Below are 19,807 nucleotides of genomic sequence, written 5' to 3'. Positions count from 1 at the left end.
TGCCGCTGCAGCTTAAGGACTTTTAACAGGCCATGTAATTCTCTTTATAAAAAAGGCTTAAATTCTCTACTAGAGAATGTTATCGTGAACGGCCATGGTGAGCGAGGAAGTTAAGGAGAGGCTTCGCAGGGTAAGGCAGATGGCGGCCCACTACAGGTCCCTGGGGGCAGACCCCATGTCCTTGGCTGCGGGCTGCTCCGTCAAGGTGGACCTGCTTAGGGTTGTGTACCCTGCCATGAAGTCCCTGAGGTCCAGGCTCGGCGAGTCCATAGAGATAGCCGAGAGGGAGGACGCAGACGTGTTCGTTGGAGACCATAATGACTTGGAGGTAGTCAGGGCGGTGTCGCCCCTGGGGACTGAGTTCGAGCCCAGCAGGAGGCTCTCAAGGCCTGCCAGGGCCGCCGTGCTAATACAGGCGTACCAGCTTAACGCTGAGTCCCCGGAGAAGTTCGCAGCCAGCGTGGAGCCCGCGTACAGGTCGCTCGCCAAGTGCGCGCCGCGCATAAGGATAGGCAAGGGGCACTCAATAGTGACCCCCTTCAGGGAGGACGAGTTCATACTCGCGGACCTGGTCTCGTCAGGAAAGGGCGACGAGTTCATAGCGATAAACAACGACACCATGCACATAATAGATCCTACCCAGGACCCCCTGGACATAAGGCAGGTCTCGGGGGCGCTGTCGAACGCGCTCAACGACCTGTTTGTAATAGGGGTCCACAGGGGCCTCATGATAGCGCCTGTGATAAACGCCCCTAGCCAGGATCTCAAGGAGAGGCTAATTGAGAACGCCCGCGAGTTCTCAAAGTCCATAGGGGCAGAGGTTCTAGACGTGCCGGGACCTGGCAGGGGAAGGCTCCTCATGGGGGCCACGGTAATGGGCTACAGCGACAGGCAGCCGCCCCAGTTCCACGACAGGGTGAGGCCGGGCATGAAGGTGATAGCGACGAGGCCGCTGGGTGAACTGGCGCCGATAACTACCTACCTCACAGCGGCGATAGATGAGAGCGTCGTTGATGAGCTTGAGGCCGAGGGGATAAGCTTTGACGAGCTGGAGAGGCTTAAGGAGCAGGCCGTCAACATAATATCATCGCCCAACAGGGCGGCGGCTGAGGTCATCGAGAAGTACCTGCCTGCCTTCGGCGAGGAGTACAGCCCGGACGAGCACATAGCTGCGACCACGGACGTGACGGGGCCCGGAATTTACGTTGTCAAGGAGCTGGCGGACCTCTCGAGGACGACGATAAGGATAGACCAGTTCCCGCTCCTGTTCCCGGAGATAGCCAGGTTCGCCACGGAGCACTTCATAATGCCGAACGCCACCGCCGGGACCAACGGGGGCTTCATAATAATAGCCCCCGAGCAGGTGGCTGACGACATAGTGAGGGACCTGAGGTCAAGGGGCTACTCGCCGTCAATAATAGGCGAGGTCGTGGCCAAGGGGACGCCGAAGGTGATAGCGCCCAGGGATATTTCATATTATATATACGATGAGGCCATACTCTCTGAGCTGGGTGCGGGAGGTGCCTGAGGCCTGCAAGAGGATCAGGGTGACCGGCGTGGTTCAGGGGGTCGGCTTCAGAGCCTACGTGAGGAGACACGCCACTATGTTAGGGCTGACAGGCTACGCCAAGAACATGCCTGACGGCAGCGTTGAGATAGTGGCCCAGGGCCAGGAGAAGTCCATAGAGGAGCTTCTCCAGCAGCTGAGGGAGAGCCACTTCGACATAGATAACATAGAGGTTGAGGACCTGACGGGCTGCAACTACGCCCACTTCACAACCATGTGAGGTGACCCACCATAGCTGACAGGGCGTCAAAGGTCCTTGACCTCAGGGGCCTCGACTGCCCAGAGCCAGCCATACTTCTTTACCGAGAGTTCGGGAAGCTGAGCGTGGGCGAGTGGGTTGAGGCTGAGGTTGACATAAAGGAGTGCGCCTTTGTCGCGGCAGAGCTCATAAACAGGAGCGGCTTCGGGGTGGCCACGGTTGAGGAGCTGGGAGCCAGGCGGTACAAGGTGAGGGCGATCAGGACGAGGTAAAGCGATGCTGCCTTATATTTTCAAGGGGGACCCACTGCCCCCGGCGGGCAACTTGAGGGAGCTGAGGTACAACCCGCTCACCGGCCAGTGGATAATGGTTTCAAGCGAGAGGGCCAAGAGGAGGTGGAGGCCCCAGGGGTACTGCCCGTTCTGCCCAGGGGCTGAGGAGACGGGCTACGGCTGGGACGCCCTGGTGCTCCCCAACAGGTTTGCCGTGCTCTCAAGGGAGGCCGAGCCCGTGATGGGCGGCGACATACTCAGGAGGGCCCAGGCCTACGGCGACTGCGGCGTGATAGTTGAGACGCCCGAGCACAACGTTAAGGACCTGGACGAGCTAAGCCTTGACCACGTGGTCAAGGTACTGAAGCTGTGGCAGCAGGTGACTGCCAAGGAGATGTCGGACAGGAGGATAGTCTACCTGGCCATATTCAGGAACAAGGGCGAGGAGGTGGGGGTCTCGCTCACTCACCCCCACGGGCAGTACTATGCCATGCCGTTCTTCCCGCTCAGGCCAAGGCTCATGGCTGACAACGCCAGGAAGTACTACAGGAGGTTCGGCAGGTGCGCCTTCTGCGACATAGTGAGGAAGGAGCTTGAGGACAAGGAGAGGGTGGTCTACTCAAACGGCGGCTTCGTCGCCTTCCTGCCCTACTACGCCTCGTGGCCCTTTGAGCTCCACATATACCCCCTCAGGCACGTCCAATACATAACTGAGCTGAGCGACGAGGAGCTGAAGTACATGGCGGACGCCCTTAGGGCCTCACTGGGGGCCCTTAACGCCCTGTTCTCAAGGCAGATGCCCTACACATTCAACCTGTTCCAGGCGCCCCTCAAGGGAAGGTGGCCCTTCCTTCACATGCACCTTGAGATATACCCGCTGCTCAGGGACAGGGACAAGCTGAAGTACGCGGCTGGCATAGAGATGTCCACCTGGGACTTCACCTATGACAGCGTGCCGGAGGAGAACGCTGGGCTGCTGAGGAGCGCCTGTGAGTCCGTGAAGCCCAGGCTTGGCCTCCTTGGAACGTGCGGCGCGGGGCCAGGCATTATTTAGGTGGGACGCCCACAGGGGCCCAGGAGGCTTAACATGATAACGGTTAGGTCGCCTGGCAGGGTTAACATAATTGGCGAGCACACGGACTACGCCCTGGGCTACGTTATGCCCATGGCCATTCAGCTGGGCACCACCTTCACCGCTGAGCCATCCCTGGACGAGAGGACGTGCATATTCTCAGAGGCCATGAAGGAGGAGCTCTGCTTCGGTGACGAGCTCGTCAGGGAGGGCAGGTGGATAGACTACGTCAAGGGGGTCTACTATGCAATAAGGAGCAGGGGGCTCAGGTACATGCACGTCAGCGGCAGGCTCAGCGGGGACCTGCCCATGAGCTCTGGCCTCAGCTCCTCGGCAAGCCTCGAGATGGCAATAGCCGTCGCCCAGAACGAGCTGGCGAGGCTGGGCCTCTCTAGGCTTGAGCTGGCCCGCCTGGGGGTCACGGCGGAGAACGAGTTCCTTGGGATACCGAGCGGCATCCTGGACCAGTTCGCTGCCGTGATGGGCAAGGAGGGCAAGGCGGTGTTTACGGACACGGAGACCCTTAACTACGAGTACGTTCCAATACCTGAGGACGTAGAGTTCCTGGTGTTCCACACGGGCATAAGGAGGGCGGTGGCAGGCACTGAGTACTCAGAGAGGGTCAAGGTTGTTAAGTCCGCCCTCAGGGCCCTCGGGGTGAGCTCGTCAAAGTACGTCAGGGAGGAGCAGCTTTCAAGGCTTGATGAGCTGCAGAGGAAGAGGCTCGGCTACGTCATAAGGGAGAACTCCAGGGTCCTGGCCGTGAGGGACGCCCTGAGGAGCGGCGACGTGGTGACGACCGGCAGGATACTGACGGAGGCCCACTGGGACCTTGCGAGGAACTACGAGGTCAGCGTGCCCGAGCTCGACTTCTTCGTGGAGTTCGCCACCTCCCACGGAGCCTACGGGGCGAGGCTAACGGGCGCCGGCTTCGGGGGTGCCGCCATAGCACTGGTTGACAGGGGCAAGGGGGAGCAGCTCGGCAGGGAGGCCGAGGAGGAGTATGTGAGGAGGTTCCCGCACAGGCCGCAGCACTGGGTGGTGACCCCCGCTGAGGGGGCAAGGGTAATTGACGTTAGGCCTTAAATTCACTTTAACCTTGCGATGCCAGGCTCAGAGGGGGTAGCGATTGGACAGGCAGACGGTTATTGAGGGCGTGGCCCTCATAATAATAGGGGTTATCGCGCTGGGCCTCTACCTGGGCCTCGCGATGAGCCAGCTCACGATATATTACCCACTCAGGGGCTCATCGTTGGCTGAGAACCCGACCTATGAGGCTCTCTTCTACAACGTGAGTGCAAGGCTTTACCATGAGAACAGCACTGGGTGGGCCCTGATAATGGTAAGGTTCAACCAGACGCAGCCCCCGTTCATGGTCATGGGAGTCTACGTTGTCCGTACAGGTGGATCTCCTGTAATAGTGGCGTCGCTGCAGAGCCTATCGCTTCAGCCCACGGAGGTCCTAGAGTCAGCCCAGCCCTTCGTGCTTAATGAGACGGAGCTGGAGCAGCTGCCGCACCTCGTCTACTACCTTAACGGAGCCCCCTACGCCGCGGCCCAGCTAAACGTGACCAACATAACTAACGGCAACCTGAGGGGGTCCATAACGTCCTACTATGACCTGAGCACTGGAAACCTGCTCTTCGCTAACTTGACCTACGTCTATGCCAATGGCACCCCGTACTCGACCGCCATCTATAAACTCTATAATGTGACCGTGCTATTCTATCACGACGGGGTCCTCAGGGTTCAGGACGTGCCCTTGGTCTACTTCGCCTACGGGGTCCTCGCGCTCGTGGCCGGCGTTGGCATGGTGCTTGGGGCAATCAGAATAGTCGGCTCAGCCTAGCTCCCTCCTGACCTCGTCAACTATTTTTATGGCATCCCTCATCTCATCGTCGCTGAGCGGCCTGAGGGGCTCCCTCACGAACCTCTTCACCGGGGTTCCCATGGCCTCCAGTACGGCCTTTATTACAGCCGGCGACTCGACCCCCTGCCCGCTCATCCAGTACAGCCTGCTCAGGTTAAGTATAACATTGTTAAACTTCTCCGTGAGCCCCCAGTCCTTTGACTCGAAGGCCCTTATGAGGCTCACGTAGGGCTCAGGCATTATGTTGCCGAGCCCTGGGACGACGCCGTCGCCTCCCGCAAAGAGGGTCGGGAGCAGCATGTAGTCAAGGCCTGTCAGCACGCTGAAGTCCTTCCTCACCGACTTGACTTCCCTTATCAGCTCTACCAGGTACGAGAAGTCCGCGAACGTGACCTTAGCCGCCGACACGTTGCTGAACTCCTTGGCCAGCCTCACGTAGATGCTGACCGGCACGACAACCCCGGTGTTCAGCGGGTTGTTGTATATTATCACAGGCACGTCAACGCTCCTGGCCACCGCGGAGAAGTGCCTGTACATTACCTCATCAGAGGACCTGTAGAAGAAGGGGGGCAGAACAACAACGCCGTCTGCGCCGACGTTAATGAACTCCTTTGCCATCCTGACGGAGTCCTCTGTCCTCAGGGAGCTGACGCCTGGAAGCACCATTATCCCTGAGGGGGCGACGTTGACTGCCGTCTTGACCAGCCTGAGGGCCTCGTCAAAGGTCACGTGGACGAACTCGCCCGTGGTGGAGTTTGGGAAGAGGCCGTTGACGCCGCTCTCCACGAGCCTCTTAACGTGCCACTCGAAGGCGTCATAGTCTACCTTGAGGTCAGCGGTGAAGGGCGTTATGAGAGGCACGACGACGCCTTCAACCCTGGGCAACCTTACCACCCAGCTTCCCTCGGCGTGGAGCATTAATAGGGCCACAGGTCCTCGGCTGTTGGCGTTATTTATTGCGCTGGGCAAAAGGATTCCCAGCGGCTGGGGCTAACAATGAAAGGACGGCCGGACGACCCAGAAAGATCGCGCGGAGTGATGAGGATATCGCTTTACAACCTGGTAAACGGCATGACCAGCAGCGCCTACTCGCCTTACCTTTCATTTATAGGGGCCTCCCTGGGGCTCTCAGGCTACACCCTTGGCATAGTCTCAACCGCAGGCACGTTCTTCACTAACATGGCGCAGTACTTCTCGTCAGTGACGAGGAGCAGGGCGAGGCTCCTGGTACTTGAGGGGAACTTAGTTAGGGGCCTCGGCCTCTTCCTTATGCTGTTCTTCCTGAACAGCCACATCATATACACCATTCTAGTCGCCGTGATTATGGCGGGCTCAGGCGTAAGCTCCATGGGCCTCTCCCTCCTGAGTGAGTACTACAGCAGGGGAAGCAGGAGCATAGTTTTGTCCAGGATGGCCTTCTACTCGGCCCTGGGCTCGCTTCCTGTAATAGTGGCGGGAGGCCTGTATATGGCCACTAACGTGGAGCTGGCTAAGTACATCTTCGTCGCATCAGCTGTGGTGACCACCCTTTCCACTTTCATAGTGTTTGACCTGCCCTACGACGAGCCCCAGGGACGAAGGTCCCTCAGGCTCTCCGCCAAGGGGCTTGAGAAGTTCCTGGCGTTTAACTTTGTCTACATGATTGTGTGGTCCTTCGCCTGGCCCCTCTTCCCCCTCTCGCAAATTTACATATTTAAGATGACGACCGAGCAGGTGGCCATAATAAACGTCATAGCCACCTCCTCAACGGTTGTCGTCCAGAGGTTCATAGGGGGGTTCATAGCTAGGAGGATGAAGCTCTCCATGTTCCTGGGCAGGCTCACCAACACCTTCTTCGCGCTGGCCTACGCCGTGTCACCCAACATTTACGGCATATACGTATCCCAGCTCCTGGCAGGCCTGGCCAACTCAATAAATAACGTGGCCTACTTCTCATACCTCGTCGATAAGGTGGAGGACAAGAGGGCCGCCATAGGCACCTACAGCGTCGTCATGGGCGTGGGGGCCTTGATAGGGGGCGAGCTGGGCGGCTGGGCCTTCGAGTACCTTAAGGCGATAGAGGGCTACGAGTGCCTCAGGCAGCTGATGCTGTACACGGCGATAGCCAGGGCGTCGGCGGCCTCCCTCTTCCTGCTCCTCTAAAGCGCCGCCCTGGCCTCCCTGAGGGCGTTGAGCTGGGACTCGAGGTCCCTGGGGGAGGAAACTATGACCCCGTCCACCACGTCCCTGAGCCTCTCCACGGCCTCCCTGACCTCGCTCATGGTAATGAGCTCCTCCCTGGGGATGGATCTAAGCGCATCGGCGTTGGCTTCAGTGAGCAGCACCAGGTACACGTAGAGCTTAGAGCCCCTGAGGTGGGCCTCCCTGGCCACCTCGCCCACGAGGCCCGAGCGCCAGGGCCTCGTTATCACGTAGAAGTCGGCGCCCGAGGACACCCTCCTGAGAACCTGGTCCATAGGCTTAGCGAGGCTCAGGAGGTGGCCGACCCTCACCCTTATCCCAAGGGACCTTATTACCGCTGCCATGGCCTCGGGGTCAGTGTTGCATGGGTCGCCAAGGGTGGGCCTGTCCCCCCTGAGGAGGAGCAGCCTCGAGATCCCCGCGGCCTCTATTGACATGGCAATGTTGATCGCGCCGAGGGGGCTGACGTCTAGGAGCCTCAGGTGAGCTATTAAGTCTGCCCTGCCGTCCAGGGCCGACTTAATGGCTGCAGCCATGACAGGTGACGAGGGGGCCGGCGCGCCGAGCGGTGCATCGGGCACGTCAAGGGAGTCCGCCAGCTCAAGGAGCCTTGACGCCGCCCTCGCCATCTTCTCCAGGGACCTCTTGGGCGGCAGCTCAGCGATCAGCTCAAGGTCTCCCAAAACCCTCGCCTTTCAGCTCTGCTTCAGAGGCCGCGCTTATAAATTACAAGCCCAGCTTGACTGCACGTAACTCTTTCAAATTATTTTAACCAGCTCACTTATAGTGGTCAGCACGAACACGCTCCCGAGGAACTTGTATATGGTTGATGACTTCATCCTGTTGGCCAGCCTTGCAAAGTATATGCCGGAGAGCATTGCAACGACGCCTATTATTACTGACGCCATGACGTCTGACATGCCGTCAGCTATGTAGGCCTCAGCCCCTGAGGCCGCGGACATGAACATGGCTAAGGTGGCGGTCCCTATCATCCTCTTGACCTCCATTGAGAAGAGGAGCATCATTATGGCTATGAACATTATCCCCCCGCTGGCCCCAAGGGTGCCCGTCACCAGGCCTACCACGAAACTGAGGGCAGGCGCAAGTACATAGGCGGCCCTGCCCAGTCCCAGGCTTCTCACGTTCAGCGACGGGCTCTTGGATCTCCTAAATGACACGTAGGCCATGTATGCGGTGAAGGTGGAGAAGGCTATCTCAAGGGCCCTGACGGGGGCCCTGAAGGCTATGGCTGAGCCCACCTGGGCCCCAAGGACGGCCCCAAGGCCTATGAGTACGGCCTTCTTAACGTCGACGTTCCTGTGAGTGAAGTAAACGTATATCACCGAGGTAGTAGTTATGACGTCGACCAGGAGGCTTGAGCCTATGGAGTCCTTAAAGCTAAGGCCTAGGTAGGAGAGGGCCGGAACCACTATAAGGACGCCGCTGGAGCCCGTTATCCCCGTGAGGGCGCCGACGGCCACCCCTATGAGCACGAGGGCGTACAGCGGTATCACGTGTGTCATAGCTTGGTCCAGGGAGGCTATAATGTGTAAACTAACTCTTTAAAGTTTTTGTAAATAATTAAACCGGTAACGTCAGCCAAGCGCGCCGAGGGCGAAGCCCAGGAGGGCCAGGGGAACCACGTAGAGCTCCACGTCCTTGACCCTGGTGGCGACGTCCTTTGTGGGCGACCTCACCAGCTTTAGCGACTCATAGATGAACACCAGGTCTACCGCTGCTATTGGCACGCCGTAGTAAATGGGGTTGGCTATTCCAAGGAGCGGCGGCAGCGGGCTGAGGGCTATTGCCGCCAGGTAGAAGGCCATGGAGGCCAGGGAGGCCTTCGCAGGGCCGTGCACCACTGCCAGCGTCCTAACCCCGTGGAGCCTGTCGCCCTCGACGTCAGCGACGCCCTTAGCTATCTCCCTCCCCACCATGGAGAGGAATATCATGAGGGTCTCGAACACTATGGCCATGTTGACCCCGCCCCCCATGAAGGCGCCGTAGAGCAGCGGCGAGACCCCAGTGAAGGCAACCATGAAGTTGCCCAGGAGGCCCGTCCTCTTCGTCACAGTGTCGTAAAGTACCGCGTCAACGTAGGACACGGCGGCCACGGTCAGCTCCGGCAGGCCCATAACTGCTGAAATAGCGAGGCCTACCGCAGACGTCAGCCAAAAGAGGGCCTTGGCCTCAGCCACGCTCACCCTGCCTGAAGGTATGGGCCTCCCGGGCGAGTTAACCATGTCAATCTTGACGTCAACTATGTCGTTGAGCACCATGGCTGACGACGTCAAGGTGTAGGCCACCAGGAACCCCATGACTATCGAGGCCACGGGCGGAAGCCTGCCGTGGCCGGCGACGAAGGCCCCAACTATCACTATGATTCCCATCATGACGCCGTTGACGGGCCTCATCAGCTCCGCGTAGGCTGCGGCCTTTGACAAGCAGGGCCCCAAGAACGCTGGGGCCGTCCGCTTATAAGCTGTAATAGCTATCTACAAGAGGGGACAGGGCTTGAGCGAGCTTGAGTCGCAGTTCGGCAACGCCGTGGCCAGGTTCAGGTACCCTGACGCCAAGATGTTCAGGTCGATAATAGACTCTCTGTCCGACATCATTGAGGAGGCGGCTTTCACAATAACCAAGGACGGGGTCAAGGTCTCTGGGCTGGACCCGGCCAAGGTTGCCTACGTGGAGGTTACGATACCTTACTCGAGCTTCCTCGAGTATGAGCTCTCCCAGGACTCCGTCACCATGGGGGCCAACCTGGCCTCGCTGTCCAAGGCACTTGTTGACACTAAGAAGGGCAACAGCGTTGAGTTCAGGGTCTCCCAGTCCCAGGTGCTTATAAAGGTCGAGGGTCAGGCCAGGAGGGTCTACCTGCTCCCTAACATAGAGGTGGCCAGCGAGATACCTGAGATGAAGCTGGAGCACGACGCTGACATAAAGATAATGGCGGACCCCTTCAGGAGGGCCGTAGAGGACGCCGGCGAGTTTGGGAACGCCGTGGAGTTCGAGGCCACGGACACATACTTTGCAGTAAGGGCCAGCGGGGAGAGGCGCGCCGAGGCGAAGTTCCTCAGTGGCTCCGGCTCCCTGATATCGCTTGAGGTCAAGGAGAGCGCCAAGGCTGTTTATGACTACAGCTACCTGGACAAGGTGCTGTCGCTAACCAAGGTCGCCGAGCAGGTGGAGGTCATGTTTAAGACCGACAACCCGCTTGAGCTTAGGCTCGACTCGCCCAGCTTCTCAGTTAGGTACGTGCTGGCGCCGTACACTGGCGAGGCCGCCGGTGAGGAGAAGACGGGCAGGAGGTCGAGGAGGAAGGAGGCTAAGGAAGAAGAGGCCGCGGAGTCCGAGGAGTCGGAGGAGGCCGAGGAGAGCGAGGGAGAAGAGGAGGAAGAGGAGGGCTCGTCAGAGGAGGAGTAACGAGGTCCTGGTCGTGGGCACCTCGGGCCCCTCACCAAAGTACTTAACGGGGTCGCCGACGACGTGACATAGGGCCTTCAGGGCCTCAAAGGAGTCGTCCCTTCCCCTTATTATTACTCCCTGCCTTAACTTGGAGAGCTGCAGGGCGGCGCTCACACTGCCATAGACCAGCACGGCGGTGCTGCCCTCAATCATGGCTGCTACCTGCGAGGCCTCTGAGCAGTCGTCGTAGAGGGACACGGATACTATAGGCGCCTGGACGTCGGTCCAGAGGAGCTCCGCGCCCCTGGGCACGTCGCTTATCACCAGCGGCGAGACGTAGTTGCCGTTAACGTTAACTTCGTCGGAGAGCGACGCGCCCTTGGAGGCGGCGTCGTTTATGAGCTTCACGGCCCTGTCCACGAGCCCCCTAGTCCTCAGCGGCCCCACGTCCTTGCCCTCCAGCGGGCTTCCAACGCTGAGCTGCGATATGTAGTCCTCCATTGAGTCGAGGAGCTCCTCGCCAAGGCGCCTAGACGCCAGCACCCACCTCACCGAGCCGCAGGCCTGCCCTGCGTTGGAGACCGCGGAGTCAACTACCTGCCTAGCCAGGGACTCTATGTCGTTGGGCTCGCCGCACAGGAGGAGCGCAGCCCTTCCTGAGCAGTTGGCTATCACGTTGCTGAACGTCCTGCTGACTGAAAGCCTGGTAGACTCCCTGCCAAAGAGCACCGTTGCCGCGACGTCCTGCTCCGTCAGCCTGCTGTAGCCGTTCATGTTGACAAGGGACACGAAGTCCCCAAGGTCAGTGCCCCTGAGTATTGCTACGGCTGCGGCCGTCGAGGCGGAGGCCCCCCAGGGGGACTTGACCACTGCTGGCATGCCGTTGGCGAGGAGCGAGGCGGCGCCAGCTACGGCGCCGAAGAAGGGCGACGTGAAGGGGGGCAGGACTAGGCCTACGCCCTCCCTGGAGTGAACTGTGGTCGAGGTCCACTCGCCGCTCATGTCGAAGTGAAGCCTGCCCGTGAGCGAGCCTCCCCTGGCGCTGGCAAGCTCCTGGGCCTGTGAAAGTATGGCCTGTGAGGCCTCAACCTCGTCCCTGGCCTCGGAGAGCTTCTTGCCCGTCTCCATGGAGATGACCTTTATAATAATGTCCTTGTAGTCATCTATGGCGTCAGAGGCCTCGAGGAGCGACTCGACCCTGTCGGAGGGCGACATAAGCGAGAGGGAGTCGTACCTGAGCCTGAAGGCCGGCGAGGGGTCGGGCGGGACGGTTATGTAGTACCTGAGGCCCAGCGGGGTCTCAACCCAGACTCTCCTGCCCTGCTCGCTGGCCTGCCCCCCGACCACGTACCTAACTCCGAGGCCGTCGTCCGTGACGAGGACCTCGTCTATTGATTTCAGGAGCCCGGGGACCTCGCTCAAGGCCTACACCTCCTACACGGGCTCCTCAGGGTAGCCCATGGCGGTGGCCACGTAGACTGCCAGCGCGAACAGGGCGCTGCTCAGCCTGTTGACTATCTTCAGCGCGAGGGGGTCTATCTTGTACTCCCTAGAGGCCCTTACCATGACCCTCTCAGCCCTCCTGACCACGGCCCTGGCCACGTGCAGCGCCGCCGCGGGGCTGGGGCCCGCGGGCAACACGAAGTTCTTGAGGGGGTGCCTGCCATAGTAGTTATCTGCCATGTCCTCAAGCCTCCTCAGGTCGTCCTCCGTCACCGAGACCCTTCCCGAGGCCGTGTAGCCGACCCTGAAGATGAGCCTCTGTATGTACTCCAGGTCGGCCAGCACGTCAGTCATGTAGCTGGGGACGAGCGACCTGGCGAGCCCAACGAAGCTGTTGGCCTCGTCCAGGGAGCCCATTAGCTCCACGAGGACGTGGTCCTTTGGGACCCTCTCGTTGAGGAGGCTGCAGTATGTTGTGCCCTCGTCGCCCGTCCTAGTGAACACATGGGGCAAGCGCTTCCACCGCCTGGCTAAGGCCTGCCAGGGTAATAAAGGCTGGGCTCAGCGCCGCTAAGCTAATACCTGGCCTTCTCCCCGCCCCTGAAAGGGCGAGGCTTGTAATTAATTCATATCCGTCACGTGTTGGCGCTGTAGTCGCTGAGTATCGACCTGACTACCGCGGCAGCTGTGTCGTGCGCCCTCGCTCTCCTGTCGAGCTCCTTTATGAACTCGCTGACCCTGCCCTGGGCCTCGGCCCTGGAGAGCTCCATGGCTACCCTCTCAATGGCGTCAAACAGCTCGCCGTCCTTGATGTTCTGGGCAGCGTACCTCATCACGGCGTTAGCCAGCGGGGCCCTCTTATCGTCGAGCAGCACTGTAGTGTCGACCTCAAACCCCACGTACCTGTAGATAGTCCTTATCATCACTTCTGCCTTGACCTTGCCGAACACTACGTAGGAAATTCCATTCTTAACGTCGTTCACCGCAACCGTGGAGAGGTACATGGTGCCGGTCTCGTCCACGTCGCCGAGGGCTGGGTACTTGACCACCTCAAGGCCGTCCTCAGCGAAGGCGCTCCTCACGGCCTCGTAGAACCGGTTGAAGGCTTTCGCGTCTGAGTAGGCCACTGCCATCTCCAGCAGCTCCTCGTTCATTGAGACTACGTTCATCAGCTTCTGGGCGATGGGGTCCTCCAAACTTCTTCACCCGTTGTTGCCCAGCGTGGGCAGCGGCTGCCTCTCCACCACGTCGCCGTCCTCTACGTACACGGCGGCCAAGTTAATGACTCCCAAATCAACGAAGGCCCCTAAATTACCCTTGTTTTCATGTGGTATTTTCGACCTCAACTGGGACGTGAGCATACTAACCCCTCCTAACCTAGTTATAAACTACCTCCAGTCGGTCTAAATCGCTTCCCCGCGCCACTTTTCCTTGAACTTTAAGGTCAGCTTGAAGCCCTTCGGTAAATAATCCTCTTGGCCACAACGAGTTTAACGACGCTAGCCCTCTTCATTCTCTTTCACTCACTGTTCCTCAGCGCATTTCTTTATGGTTTCTCGATAAGTCGCCAGCCGACGCTAGGCTGATATGTCATAGTGCATTGTCAGTGGCGTGGTGGTCTGGGCGAACACGTAGCCCTCCCTGAAGGCGTAGCTTACTATGGCCATGTACCTGTCCTGGAGCCTCGGCAGGTACTGCTTAACCTCCTGGGGGAGCGAGAGCGACTCCACCTGGGACTCCTCGCTCCTGAGCAGCACCTTGGTGTTAGTGAGCTGTATTACTATGCTGTTAAGGTCCTTGGGGCTGTGGGTGCTGAAGACTAGCCCTATGCCCCTTGACCTCCCGAGCCTGGCTATCCTGGAAATCATTGCTGAGATCTCGCTGACCTCTTCCGCCTCCTCCTTGGACCTACCCTCACTTGGGAAGAACTGGTGCGCCTCATCTATGAAGATAACTACCTCAGGCGAGTCCCTCTCCCTCCTCCTCCAGGCCTCGTGCTTCCACGCTATGATCCTCTCAAGCATCCTGTACGTAAGCACCCTCAGGGACTCGGGGCCTCCCTGGGAGCTCTCGAGGCCCTTCCTGAGGTCAAGCACCACGGGCACCTGCAGCAGGTTGGCCTCCCTCACGATGCTCTCCCAGCTGGGCTCCCTGAGGACCTCAAGGCCCTTGTCGGAGACTATCATGACGTCAACGAATCCAGTGTCCAGGAGGGCTGAGACCCTCCTGAACAGGGCCTCAACCGTGCTCCTGTGCGGCATGAGTGACAGTATTACCTTGGTCGTGAAGTCCACAGCCTCGTCGAGCTTGACGGCGCTGGCCCTCCCTCTCTCGTCGTAGCCCACGAGCTTCAGGAGCGGTATGTCCTCAGGGCTCGCGGCCTCCTGGGACTCCCTCCAGTTGGCCACGTAGTTACTCATGAGCTCCCAGGCCATCTTCATGGCCTCCTCGTCGGATGGACCCTTCCTGAGCTTCATCAGGGCGACCAGCAGCGCCGCCTGCAGAATCTCCATGGGTGGGTTGAACTTGAACTTGGCCTTGAACTTCCTCCTTATTGAGGCCAGCATGCTCCTTGCCAGCTCGCTCAGACCCGGCATGAGGCTGACGAGTGAGTCAGTGGTGCTCCTGCTGGTGTCGATGAAGTACGGCACCAGGGCCAGCCTAAACGGGAGCCCCTGCGCCTCAAGGTACGTCAGGCCGGTGGAGTCCGACACCTTGTGCTTTAAGTCGGCCTCAACTTCGCTCTCAAGCAGGGGAGCTATGACGTCCCTGACGTACTCCTTACCAAGCTCCCTGAGGACTTCAACGTACTTGCCTCCCTCCCTTGAAGCCCAGATCTCACCGAGGACCTGGGCAGTTATGGGCAGGACCACCATTACTCCGGGGGGCGGCGACACGTTGGAGTAGGCGTTCTCGTAGACCTCACGGGGCTCTGGGGGCCTCTGGGGCTTCATGGGCAGCTGAACGAAGTCATCATTAAGGTCAACTATTATTGCCGTGAACCCCCTCCTTGAGTTGCTGTAGGCGGCGGTTATCATGTTCTTAAGCAGGGTCGTCTTTCCGGCCCCGGTGGTGCCCACTATCAGTATGTGGTGAAGGAACGTCTGGACCGGCAGCTTAACTGGTATTCTGCCGCCCTCTATGAGGCCTCCCGGCGTGGCGAGGCTGCCGAGGACAACGCCCTCCGAGGGCAGGTCCAGGAGCTCCCTGAGGGTCTGGGGCGATGGGACAACGACGGGGGCCTGGGGCTCTATGCTCTTGACCGCTGGCCTCGGCGACGGGTCCCCGTCGCCCTTCTCCAGGACCAGCTCCCCCTCTATTATGGCGTCGGTTATGAGCCCCCTGGGCTCGACGCTGTTAACTATGGGGCTCACTGGGGGCTGGAGGCCCATCATGGCGAGCTCGTCCCTCCTGTTTATGGATGTGACCCTCACAAGGACGAGCCTCAGGTCCTTGGGGTCAACTATGACCAGGTAGTCGCCGACCCTCTGGAAGGGCGCCTCCCTCTCCCTGTAGTAGGTCGAGGGGTCTATGACGAACTCTATCCTGGAGCCCTCGCCCACCTTCACCTCGTTGAACCTCGAGACCCTGCCCACCAGCTTGCCGACCCTGTTGGCCTTCTCATAGGCGGCCCTCAGCATCTGGTCTAGCCTGTCCACCTCGCTCTCGACAGCCTTGAGCTTGTCGAGCTGCAGCCCCTCCTTGTCAGCCAATTACTCCTCACCCTCCCCTGCCAGCCCCCTAAGCTCGACCTCGCTCTCGTAGCCCAGCCTGCCGCCCAGCCCCACGACCTCCTTAGCCAACAGCGCTCTTAAGGAGGAGGTCAGGGCCTTGGCCCTCCTGTCGCTCATGGAGACGCTCACAGGCTCGAGGCTCTCCCTGGCCAGGGAGTCACCAAGGAACGCCTGGAGCGGGTCCACATTGAACTCCTCAAGCATGTTAAGGGTCTCCTCCGTGTACTCCAGCCTGAAGACCTTGGACCTGACGCCGAGCTTCTGCCACGCGCTGGGCATCATAATTACGTACTCCACTATCTTCTCTATGCCGTCGCCGCCCTTAACTATTATCTTTGGGGTAACATATACCCTGCCCGGCACCTCGTCCACGCACCCCAGCGAGGCCAGCCTCTGCAATATCATTGCGTCGGTCTCGCCGGACGCCGAGAGGCCGCAGCCCTCCAGGAGCCTTGAGTATGTCGGCGATGAGGAGAGCATGAAGCTCCTCTCAACCCTCTTGACGACCCCTATCACAGGGACGCCGGCGGACTCCAGCTGCTTAACGGCCTCATACCTCTGAACCATGAGGTTGCCGACGCCCTTGCCCTGGCTTATGAATATGGGTCCGTCGAGCATGACCACGGGCCTCCTGCCCGCCTCGGCGAACGCCCTGGCTATCTGCTCAACTGGGACCTCCATGGCCCACCTCTCGAGCGAGAGCCTGGCGTAGTCCGCGAGCTTAGATATAAACGACTGGGACAGGTCTGAGGGGCTTGCAATTACTGAGGCCACGCCCTCCTGCTCAGGGAGCTCGACGGCCCCGTGGGGCACTACATATATGAAGGGCGGGGGCGAGGGGCCGCAGCTCATGGGCTCGCCGTAGAGCGACGGGTAGTCGCACAGCTCCACGGGGCCCGGGCCTGACACCGAGAGGGCGGAGACTACTATGTCAGCGTAAGGCGTGGCCAGGAGCCTGGTGCTGGTGTCAACGCCTATGTGCACCATGTCCTTCGAGTAGCCCGGCACCCTCCTGGGCAGAAGGGGCCTCGAGGCCCTCTCGAACATGTCCACGGGCCCCCTGTCCTCGTCGCTTGACGCCTCAAGGATCTCAGAGAGGCTAAGTGACGACCTGCCGCTTCTCCTGGAGCTGCTGCCCGGGTTAAGCAGGTTCTTTGCGAGCTCGCCTACTATCTCTGAGACAGACGGCGTGCTGCTCACCAGTTATGCTCGTGGTAATAACGTTACAGTAATACCTAATAAAGGGACTCCCCTCCGGGTACGGCTATTATTCCCTGAAACTGCAGGAAAGTAATACGGAAGAGCCTTGATCTCAGTGGTTACAGCTGCCTACAACGAGGCGGAGAACGTCCCAAAGCTCGCCGAGAGGCTCAGGGCCGCGCTGAAGGGCTACGACCACGAGATTATACTGGTCGACGACAGCTCGCCTGACGGCACCGCGGCTGTGGCGGCCAAGTACTTCGACAGGGTCATAGTTATGAACAACGTGGGCCAGACCGCGAGCCTCCTGGAGGGCATCAAGGAGGCCTCAGGAGACCTAGTGGTTACTATAGACGCGGACCTAGAGAACCCGCCCGAGCTCGTGCCGGGCATCATTAAGGCCGCCAGGGACATGGGGTGCGACGTGGTGGTGGCGTCGAGGACCTGGCTCCCGAGGCCCGCCGAGGTGATAGCCTCAGCAACCCTCGGAAGGCTCCTGGGCGTCAGGGACCTCTTCTCCAACTTCAGGGTCTTCAGGAGGTCCCTCCTGGCTGACTATAACCTTAAGCTTGGGGAGACCTTCGGCTGTGAGCTCCTGGCGGCCTCGAGGCTCAGGGGGGCAAAGGTCTGCGAGGTGCTCTACAGGCCGCCCCCAAGGAGGCGGAGCCCCAGGATCGGGGGGACGCTTAAGGCTAACATCAGGGCGACGCTCGCCTGGCTCAAGTGCGCTTACTTCTACGTCGGCCTCTCCACGGCTAAGGCCCTGGGCCTAAACGCGGTCTAAGTGGTGTTATAATATGCGTCCACCTTCTATGGGATAGACGTTATTGCTAAGAACGCGCTTCATAAACCCGTGCGGTCCATATCATAATATTTTTAAAGATCATTCAGTGGGACCCCTGTTGGTGTTTTAGCGTATGAGTAGCGAGGAGAGAATTCAGAGGGCTGAGAGCACAGACAGGCAGCTCAGGAAGTCCCTGTCGTTCATAGACATAACTGCGCTGGTCTTCGGCGCCCTGGTGGGAAGCGGGTGGCTCTTCGCCTCCTACTACACAGCAATGGCGGTAGGTCCGGCGGCCTTCATATCATGGATAGTCGCTGGGGTGCTCATGCTCTTCGTAGCCCTTGCCTTCGCTGAGCTCTCTGCGGCGATACCAAAGTCGGGCTCAATAGTGAGGTACCCCCAGTACACGCACGGCAGCTTCGCGTCGTTCACGCTCTCATGGTCCTACCTCGTAGCCTCCCTGAGCGTGGCCCCGGCGGAGGCGATAGCGGTAGTCACATACCTCGCCATATTCTTCCCGTGGCTCTACACCAGCAAGACGACGCCCCTGGGAAGCGTCACCGTGCTCACGGCCCCTGGCGTTGCCATAGCCTTCGCGCTGCTGACTGCGTTCTTCCTGATAAACTACTATGGAGTTAACATAATGGGCTCAACCAACACGTTCCTGACCTACATAAAGTTCGTGGTGCCCATAGTCACGGTGCTGCTCCTCCTGGGCCTCGCGCTGCACCCAAGGAACTTCAGCACCCCGTCGTTCGTGCCCTACGGCACGGCCCCGATCATAATGTCTATATCTACTACCGGCATAGTGTTCTCATACCTGGGCTTCAGGCAGGGCCTTGACTTTGCGGGCGAGGCGAAGAACCCGCAGAGGGACGTGCCCCTCGGCACTATACTTGGCTTCGTGATGGGCATAATAGTCTACGTGCTCCTGCAGGTCTCCTTCACGGGGTCAATACCGTGGTCGGCCCTTGGCCTCAGGCCCGGAAACTGGACGGGCCTCTCCGCCACGCCCATATCAGCGGCCCCGTTCTTTGAGGTGGCCAGGCTCTCAAGCTCCTCGGCCCTGAGGTGGTGGAGCTGGGGCGTCATGGTGGGCGCCATAGTTGCCCCCATAGGCACCGGCCTGATATACATAGGCACTGTTTCAAGGGTTCTCTACGGCATGTCGACGAACGGCAGCATACCGGAGAGCTTCATGAAGCTCAACAGGCACAGGGTGCCCTGGGTAGGGCTGCTAATATCATGGCTCATAGGGGCCCTTTACCTGCTGCCGTTCCCCTCGTGGGCCTACATAGCCAGCCTGACGGTGTTCGCCACGGTGTTCACCTACACCATAGGCGGGGCGGCGGTCCCAGCGCTCAGGAAGCACGCTCCCGAGATAAGGAGGCCGTTCAAGCTCTGGGCCCCGACAGTTATGGGAGGCATAGCCTTCATAGCGGCCTACATGATAGTCTACTGGGCGGGGTTCAGCACCATGTGGATAGCGGTGCCGCTAGTGCTCGCAGGCTTGCCCATCTTCTACATTTACGTGGCGCCGCGCTGGTACAGCGTCAGCAGGTCCCTGGGAGTCGCCCTCGGCGTGACCTACTGGGTCGTGCTGGCGCTCACCACGTACTTCCTCATATACAGGGGCATAGTGCTTCCCTGGGCCTCAATAGGTTATGGGCCCCTCGCGCTCAGGCAGTCCTACCAGGTTGACTTCTGGGCCTTCGTGCTGGTCAACCTGCTCACGACCGTCGGCTTCACGCTGGTCATATACTCTAAGGGCAACGATGAGCTGAGGCAGGAGATAAGCTCGGGCTGGTGGGTCATAGCTGCCCTCTTTATCGGCCTAGTGCTTGTGTTCTACGGCACCCTGGGCCCCTTCGGGTCCAACGCGCCCATAGGCTACCCGCTTGACGACGTGAGCACAGCGGTGGTGGCCGCAGTTCTTTACGTGTTCGCGCTCTTCAGCGCTCGCAGGACCAAGGACCTTGAGGCCCTGGTGCAGACACTCAAGGGCCCCTAACTTAAAACTTGATTAACGTAGGTCCTTTTATTCACTTTTTAACTTCACTCCTTGTAGGGGCTCAGC

The 19,807-nt window shown here is 59.7% G+C and carries 20 protein-coding genes; 10 read left to right on the top strand and 10 right to left on the bottom strand.

Features of this window, described 5'->3' with window-relative positions:
- Nucleotides 1-94 precede the first annotated feature (94 nt).
- From ASAC_RS03970 to ASAC_RS03950, 6 genes are all read left to right on the top strand, one after another.
- Nucleotides 95-1,528: a SelD-related putative sulfur metabolism protein gene (locus ASAC_RS03970; RefSeq protein ID WP_013266710.1), complete on the top strand. Its 1,434-nt coding sequence runs from the start codon at nt 95-97 to the stop codon at nt 1,526-1,528.
- On the top strand, nt 1,521-1,787 hold the full coding sequence (locus ASAC_RS03965) for an acylphosphatase (RefSeq protein ID WP_052296727.1): 267 nt from the start codon (nt 1,521-1,523) through the stop codon (nt 1,785-1,787). Before ASAC_RS03970 ends, ASAC_RS03965 begins: the two co-directional genes overlap by 8 nt.
- Before the next feature lie 104 nt (nt 1,788-1,891).
- On the top strand, nt 1,892-2,038 hold the full coding sequence (locus tag ASAC_RS07860; RefSeq protein WP_013266708.1) for a hypothetical protein: 147 nt from the start codon (nt 1,892-1,894) through the stop codon (nt 2,036-2,038).
- Between the two features lie 52 nt (nt 2,039-2,090).
- A complete protein-coding gene (galT, locus tag ASAC_RS03960; protein WP_048812980.1) occupies nt 2,091-3,092 on the top strand; it encodes a galactose-1-phosphate uridylyltransferase in 1,002 nt (333 codons plus the stop codon).
- A gap of 33 nt (nt 3,093-3,125) precedes the next feature.
- On the top strand, nt 3,126-4,196 hold the full coding sequence (locus ASAC_RS03955; RefSeq protein ID WP_048812979.1) for a galactokinase: 1,071 nt from the start codon (nt 3,126-3,128) through the stop codon (nt 4,194-4,196).
- Nucleotides 4,197-4,239: 43 nt separating this feature from the next.
- Complete coding sequence (locus ASAC_RS03950; RefSeq protein ID WP_013266705.1) at nt 4,240-4,959, top strand: hypothetical protein; 720 nt, start codon at nt 4,240-4,242, stop codon at nt 4,957-4,959.
- Here the strand turns inward: ASAC_RS03950 and ASAC_RS03945 are convergent.
- The gene (locus tag ASAC_RS03945) at nt 4,951-5,865 is read right to left on the bottom strand and encodes a dihydrodipicolinate synthase family protein (RefSeq protein ID WP_158303788.1); all 915 of its coding nucleotides are present in this window, start codon (nt 5,863-5,865) and stop codon (nt 4,951-4,953) included. The two genes, ASAC_RS03950 and ASAC_RS03945, sit on opposite strands and share 9 nt — an antisense overlap.
- A gap of 111 nt (nt 5,866-5,976) precedes the next feature.
- On the opposite strand from ASAC_RS03945, the gene ASAC_RS03940 reads away from it, so the two are divergent.
- Nucleotides 5,977-7,122: an MFS transporter gene (locus ASAC_RS03940; protein ID WP_238523583.1), complete on the top strand. Its 1,146-nt coding sequence runs from the start codon at nt 5,977-5,979 to the stop codon at nt 7,120-7,122.
- On the opposite strand, the gene ASAC_RS03935 is transcribed toward ASAC_RS03940, so the two are convergent.
- The 3 genes from ASAC_RS03935 to ASAC_RS03925 all read right to left on the bottom strand — a co-directional run bounded on the left by ASAC_RS03935 (nt 7,119) and on the right by ASAC_RS03925 (nt 9,605).
- Nucleotides 7,119-7,844 (bottom strand): methylenetetrahydrofolate reductase, encoded by a 726-nt coding sequence (locus ASAC_RS03935; protein WP_013266702.1) that lies wholly within the window; start codon nt 7,842-7,844, stop codon nt 7,119-7,121. The two genes, ASAC_RS03940 and ASAC_RS03935, sit on opposite strands and share 4 nt — an antisense overlap.
- Nucleotides 7,845-7,919: 75 nt before the next feature.
- Nucleotides 7,920-8,675: a sulfite exporter TauE/SafE family protein gene (locus ASAC_RS03930; RefSeq protein WP_013266701.1), complete on the bottom strand. Its 756-nt coding sequence runs from the start codon at nt 8,673-8,675 to the stop codon at nt 7,920-7,922.
- Nucleotides 8,676-8,756: 81 nt separating this feature from the next.
- Complete coding sequence (locus tag ASAC_RS03925) at nt 8,757-9,605, bottom strand: geranylgeranylglycerol-phosphate geranylgeranyltransferase (RefSeq protein ID WP_013266700.1); 849 nt, start codon at nt 9,603-9,605, stop codon at nt 8,757-8,759.
- 70 nt (nt 9,606-9,675) lie between these two features.
- Between ASAC_RS03925 and ASAC_RS03920 the strand changes: the two genes are divergently transcribed.
- On the top strand, nt 9,676-10,587 hold the full coding sequence (locus ASAC_RS03920) for a beta clamp domain-containing protein (RefSeq protein WP_013266699.1): 912 nt from the start codon (nt 9,676-9,678) through the stop codon (nt 10,585-10,587).
- Here ASAC_RS03920 and ASAC_RS03915 read toward each other — a convergent pair.
- The 6 genes from ASAC_RS03915 to ASAC_RS03895 form a co-directional block, all read right to left on the bottom strand.
- On the bottom strand, nt 10,573-11,991 hold the full coding sequence (locus ASAC_RS03915; RefSeq protein ID WP_013266698.1) for an aldehyde dehydrogenase family protein: 1,419 nt from the start codon (nt 11,989-11,991) through the stop codon (nt 10,573-10,575). The two genes, ASAC_RS03920 and ASAC_RS03915, sit on opposite strands and share 15 nt — an antisense overlap.
- 12 nt (nt 11,992-12,003) lie before the next feature.
- Nucleotides 12,004-12,516, bottom strand: a complete 513-nt coding sequence (locus ASAC_RS03910) for a cob(I)yrinic acid a,c-diamide adenosyltransferase (protein WP_013266697.1) — start codon at nt 12,514-12,516, stop codon at nt 12,004-12,006.
- 131 nt (nt 12,517-12,647) lie between these two features.
- Nucleotides 12,648-13,208, bottom strand: coding sequence for a hypothetical protein (locus ASAC_RS03905; RefSeq protein ID WP_013266696.1), 561 nt, complete (start codon nt 13,206-13,208; stop codon nt 12,648-12,650).
- A 6-nt stretch (nt 13,209-13,214) separates the two neighbouring features.
- On the bottom strand, nt 13,215-13,373 hold the full coding sequence (locus ASAC_RS07925) for a hypothetical protein (protein WP_013266695.1): 159 nt from the start codon (nt 13,371-13,373) through the stop codon (nt 13,215-13,217).
- 216 nt (nt 13,374-13,589) lie between these two features.
- Entirely contained in the window at nt 13,590-15,725 is a 2,136-nt protein-coding gene (locus tag ASAC_RS03900; protein WP_013266694.1) for an ATP-binding protein, read from the bottom strand.
- Complete coding sequence (locus ASAC_RS03895; RefSeq protein WP_013266693.1) at nt 15,726-16,946, bottom strand: DNA double-strand break repair nuclease NurA; 1,221 nt, start codon at nt 16,944-16,946, stop codon at nt 15,726-15,728.
- A gap of 115 nt (nt 16,947-17,061) precedes the next feature.
- Between ASAC_RS03895 and ASAC_RS03890 the strand changes: the two genes are divergently transcribed.
- Nucleotides 17,062-17,730 carry a glycosyltransferase gene (locus ASAC_RS03890; protein WP_013266692.1) on the top strand — a complete coding sequence of 223 codons (669 nt, stop codon included), beginning with the start codon at nt 17,062-17,064 and terminating at the stop codon, nt 17,728-17,730.
- Nucleotides 17,731-17,863: 133 nt separating this feature from the next.
- On the top strand, nt 17,864-19,741 hold the full coding sequence (locus ASAC_RS03885) for an APC family permease (protein ID WP_013266691.1): 1,878 nt from the start codon (nt 17,864-17,866) through the stop codon (nt 19,739-19,741).
- Nucleotides 19,742-19,807 lie beyond the last annotated feature (66 nt).

It is taken from the genome of Acidilobus saccharovorans 345-15, assembly GCF_000144915.1.
Lineage (GTDB): Archaea > Thermoproteota > Thermoprotei_A > Sulfolobales > Acidilobaceae > Acidilobus > Acidilobus saccharovorans.
Note: the sequence above shows the minus strand (reverse complement) of the source record. Positions and strands in the feature narration are given on the sequence as shown.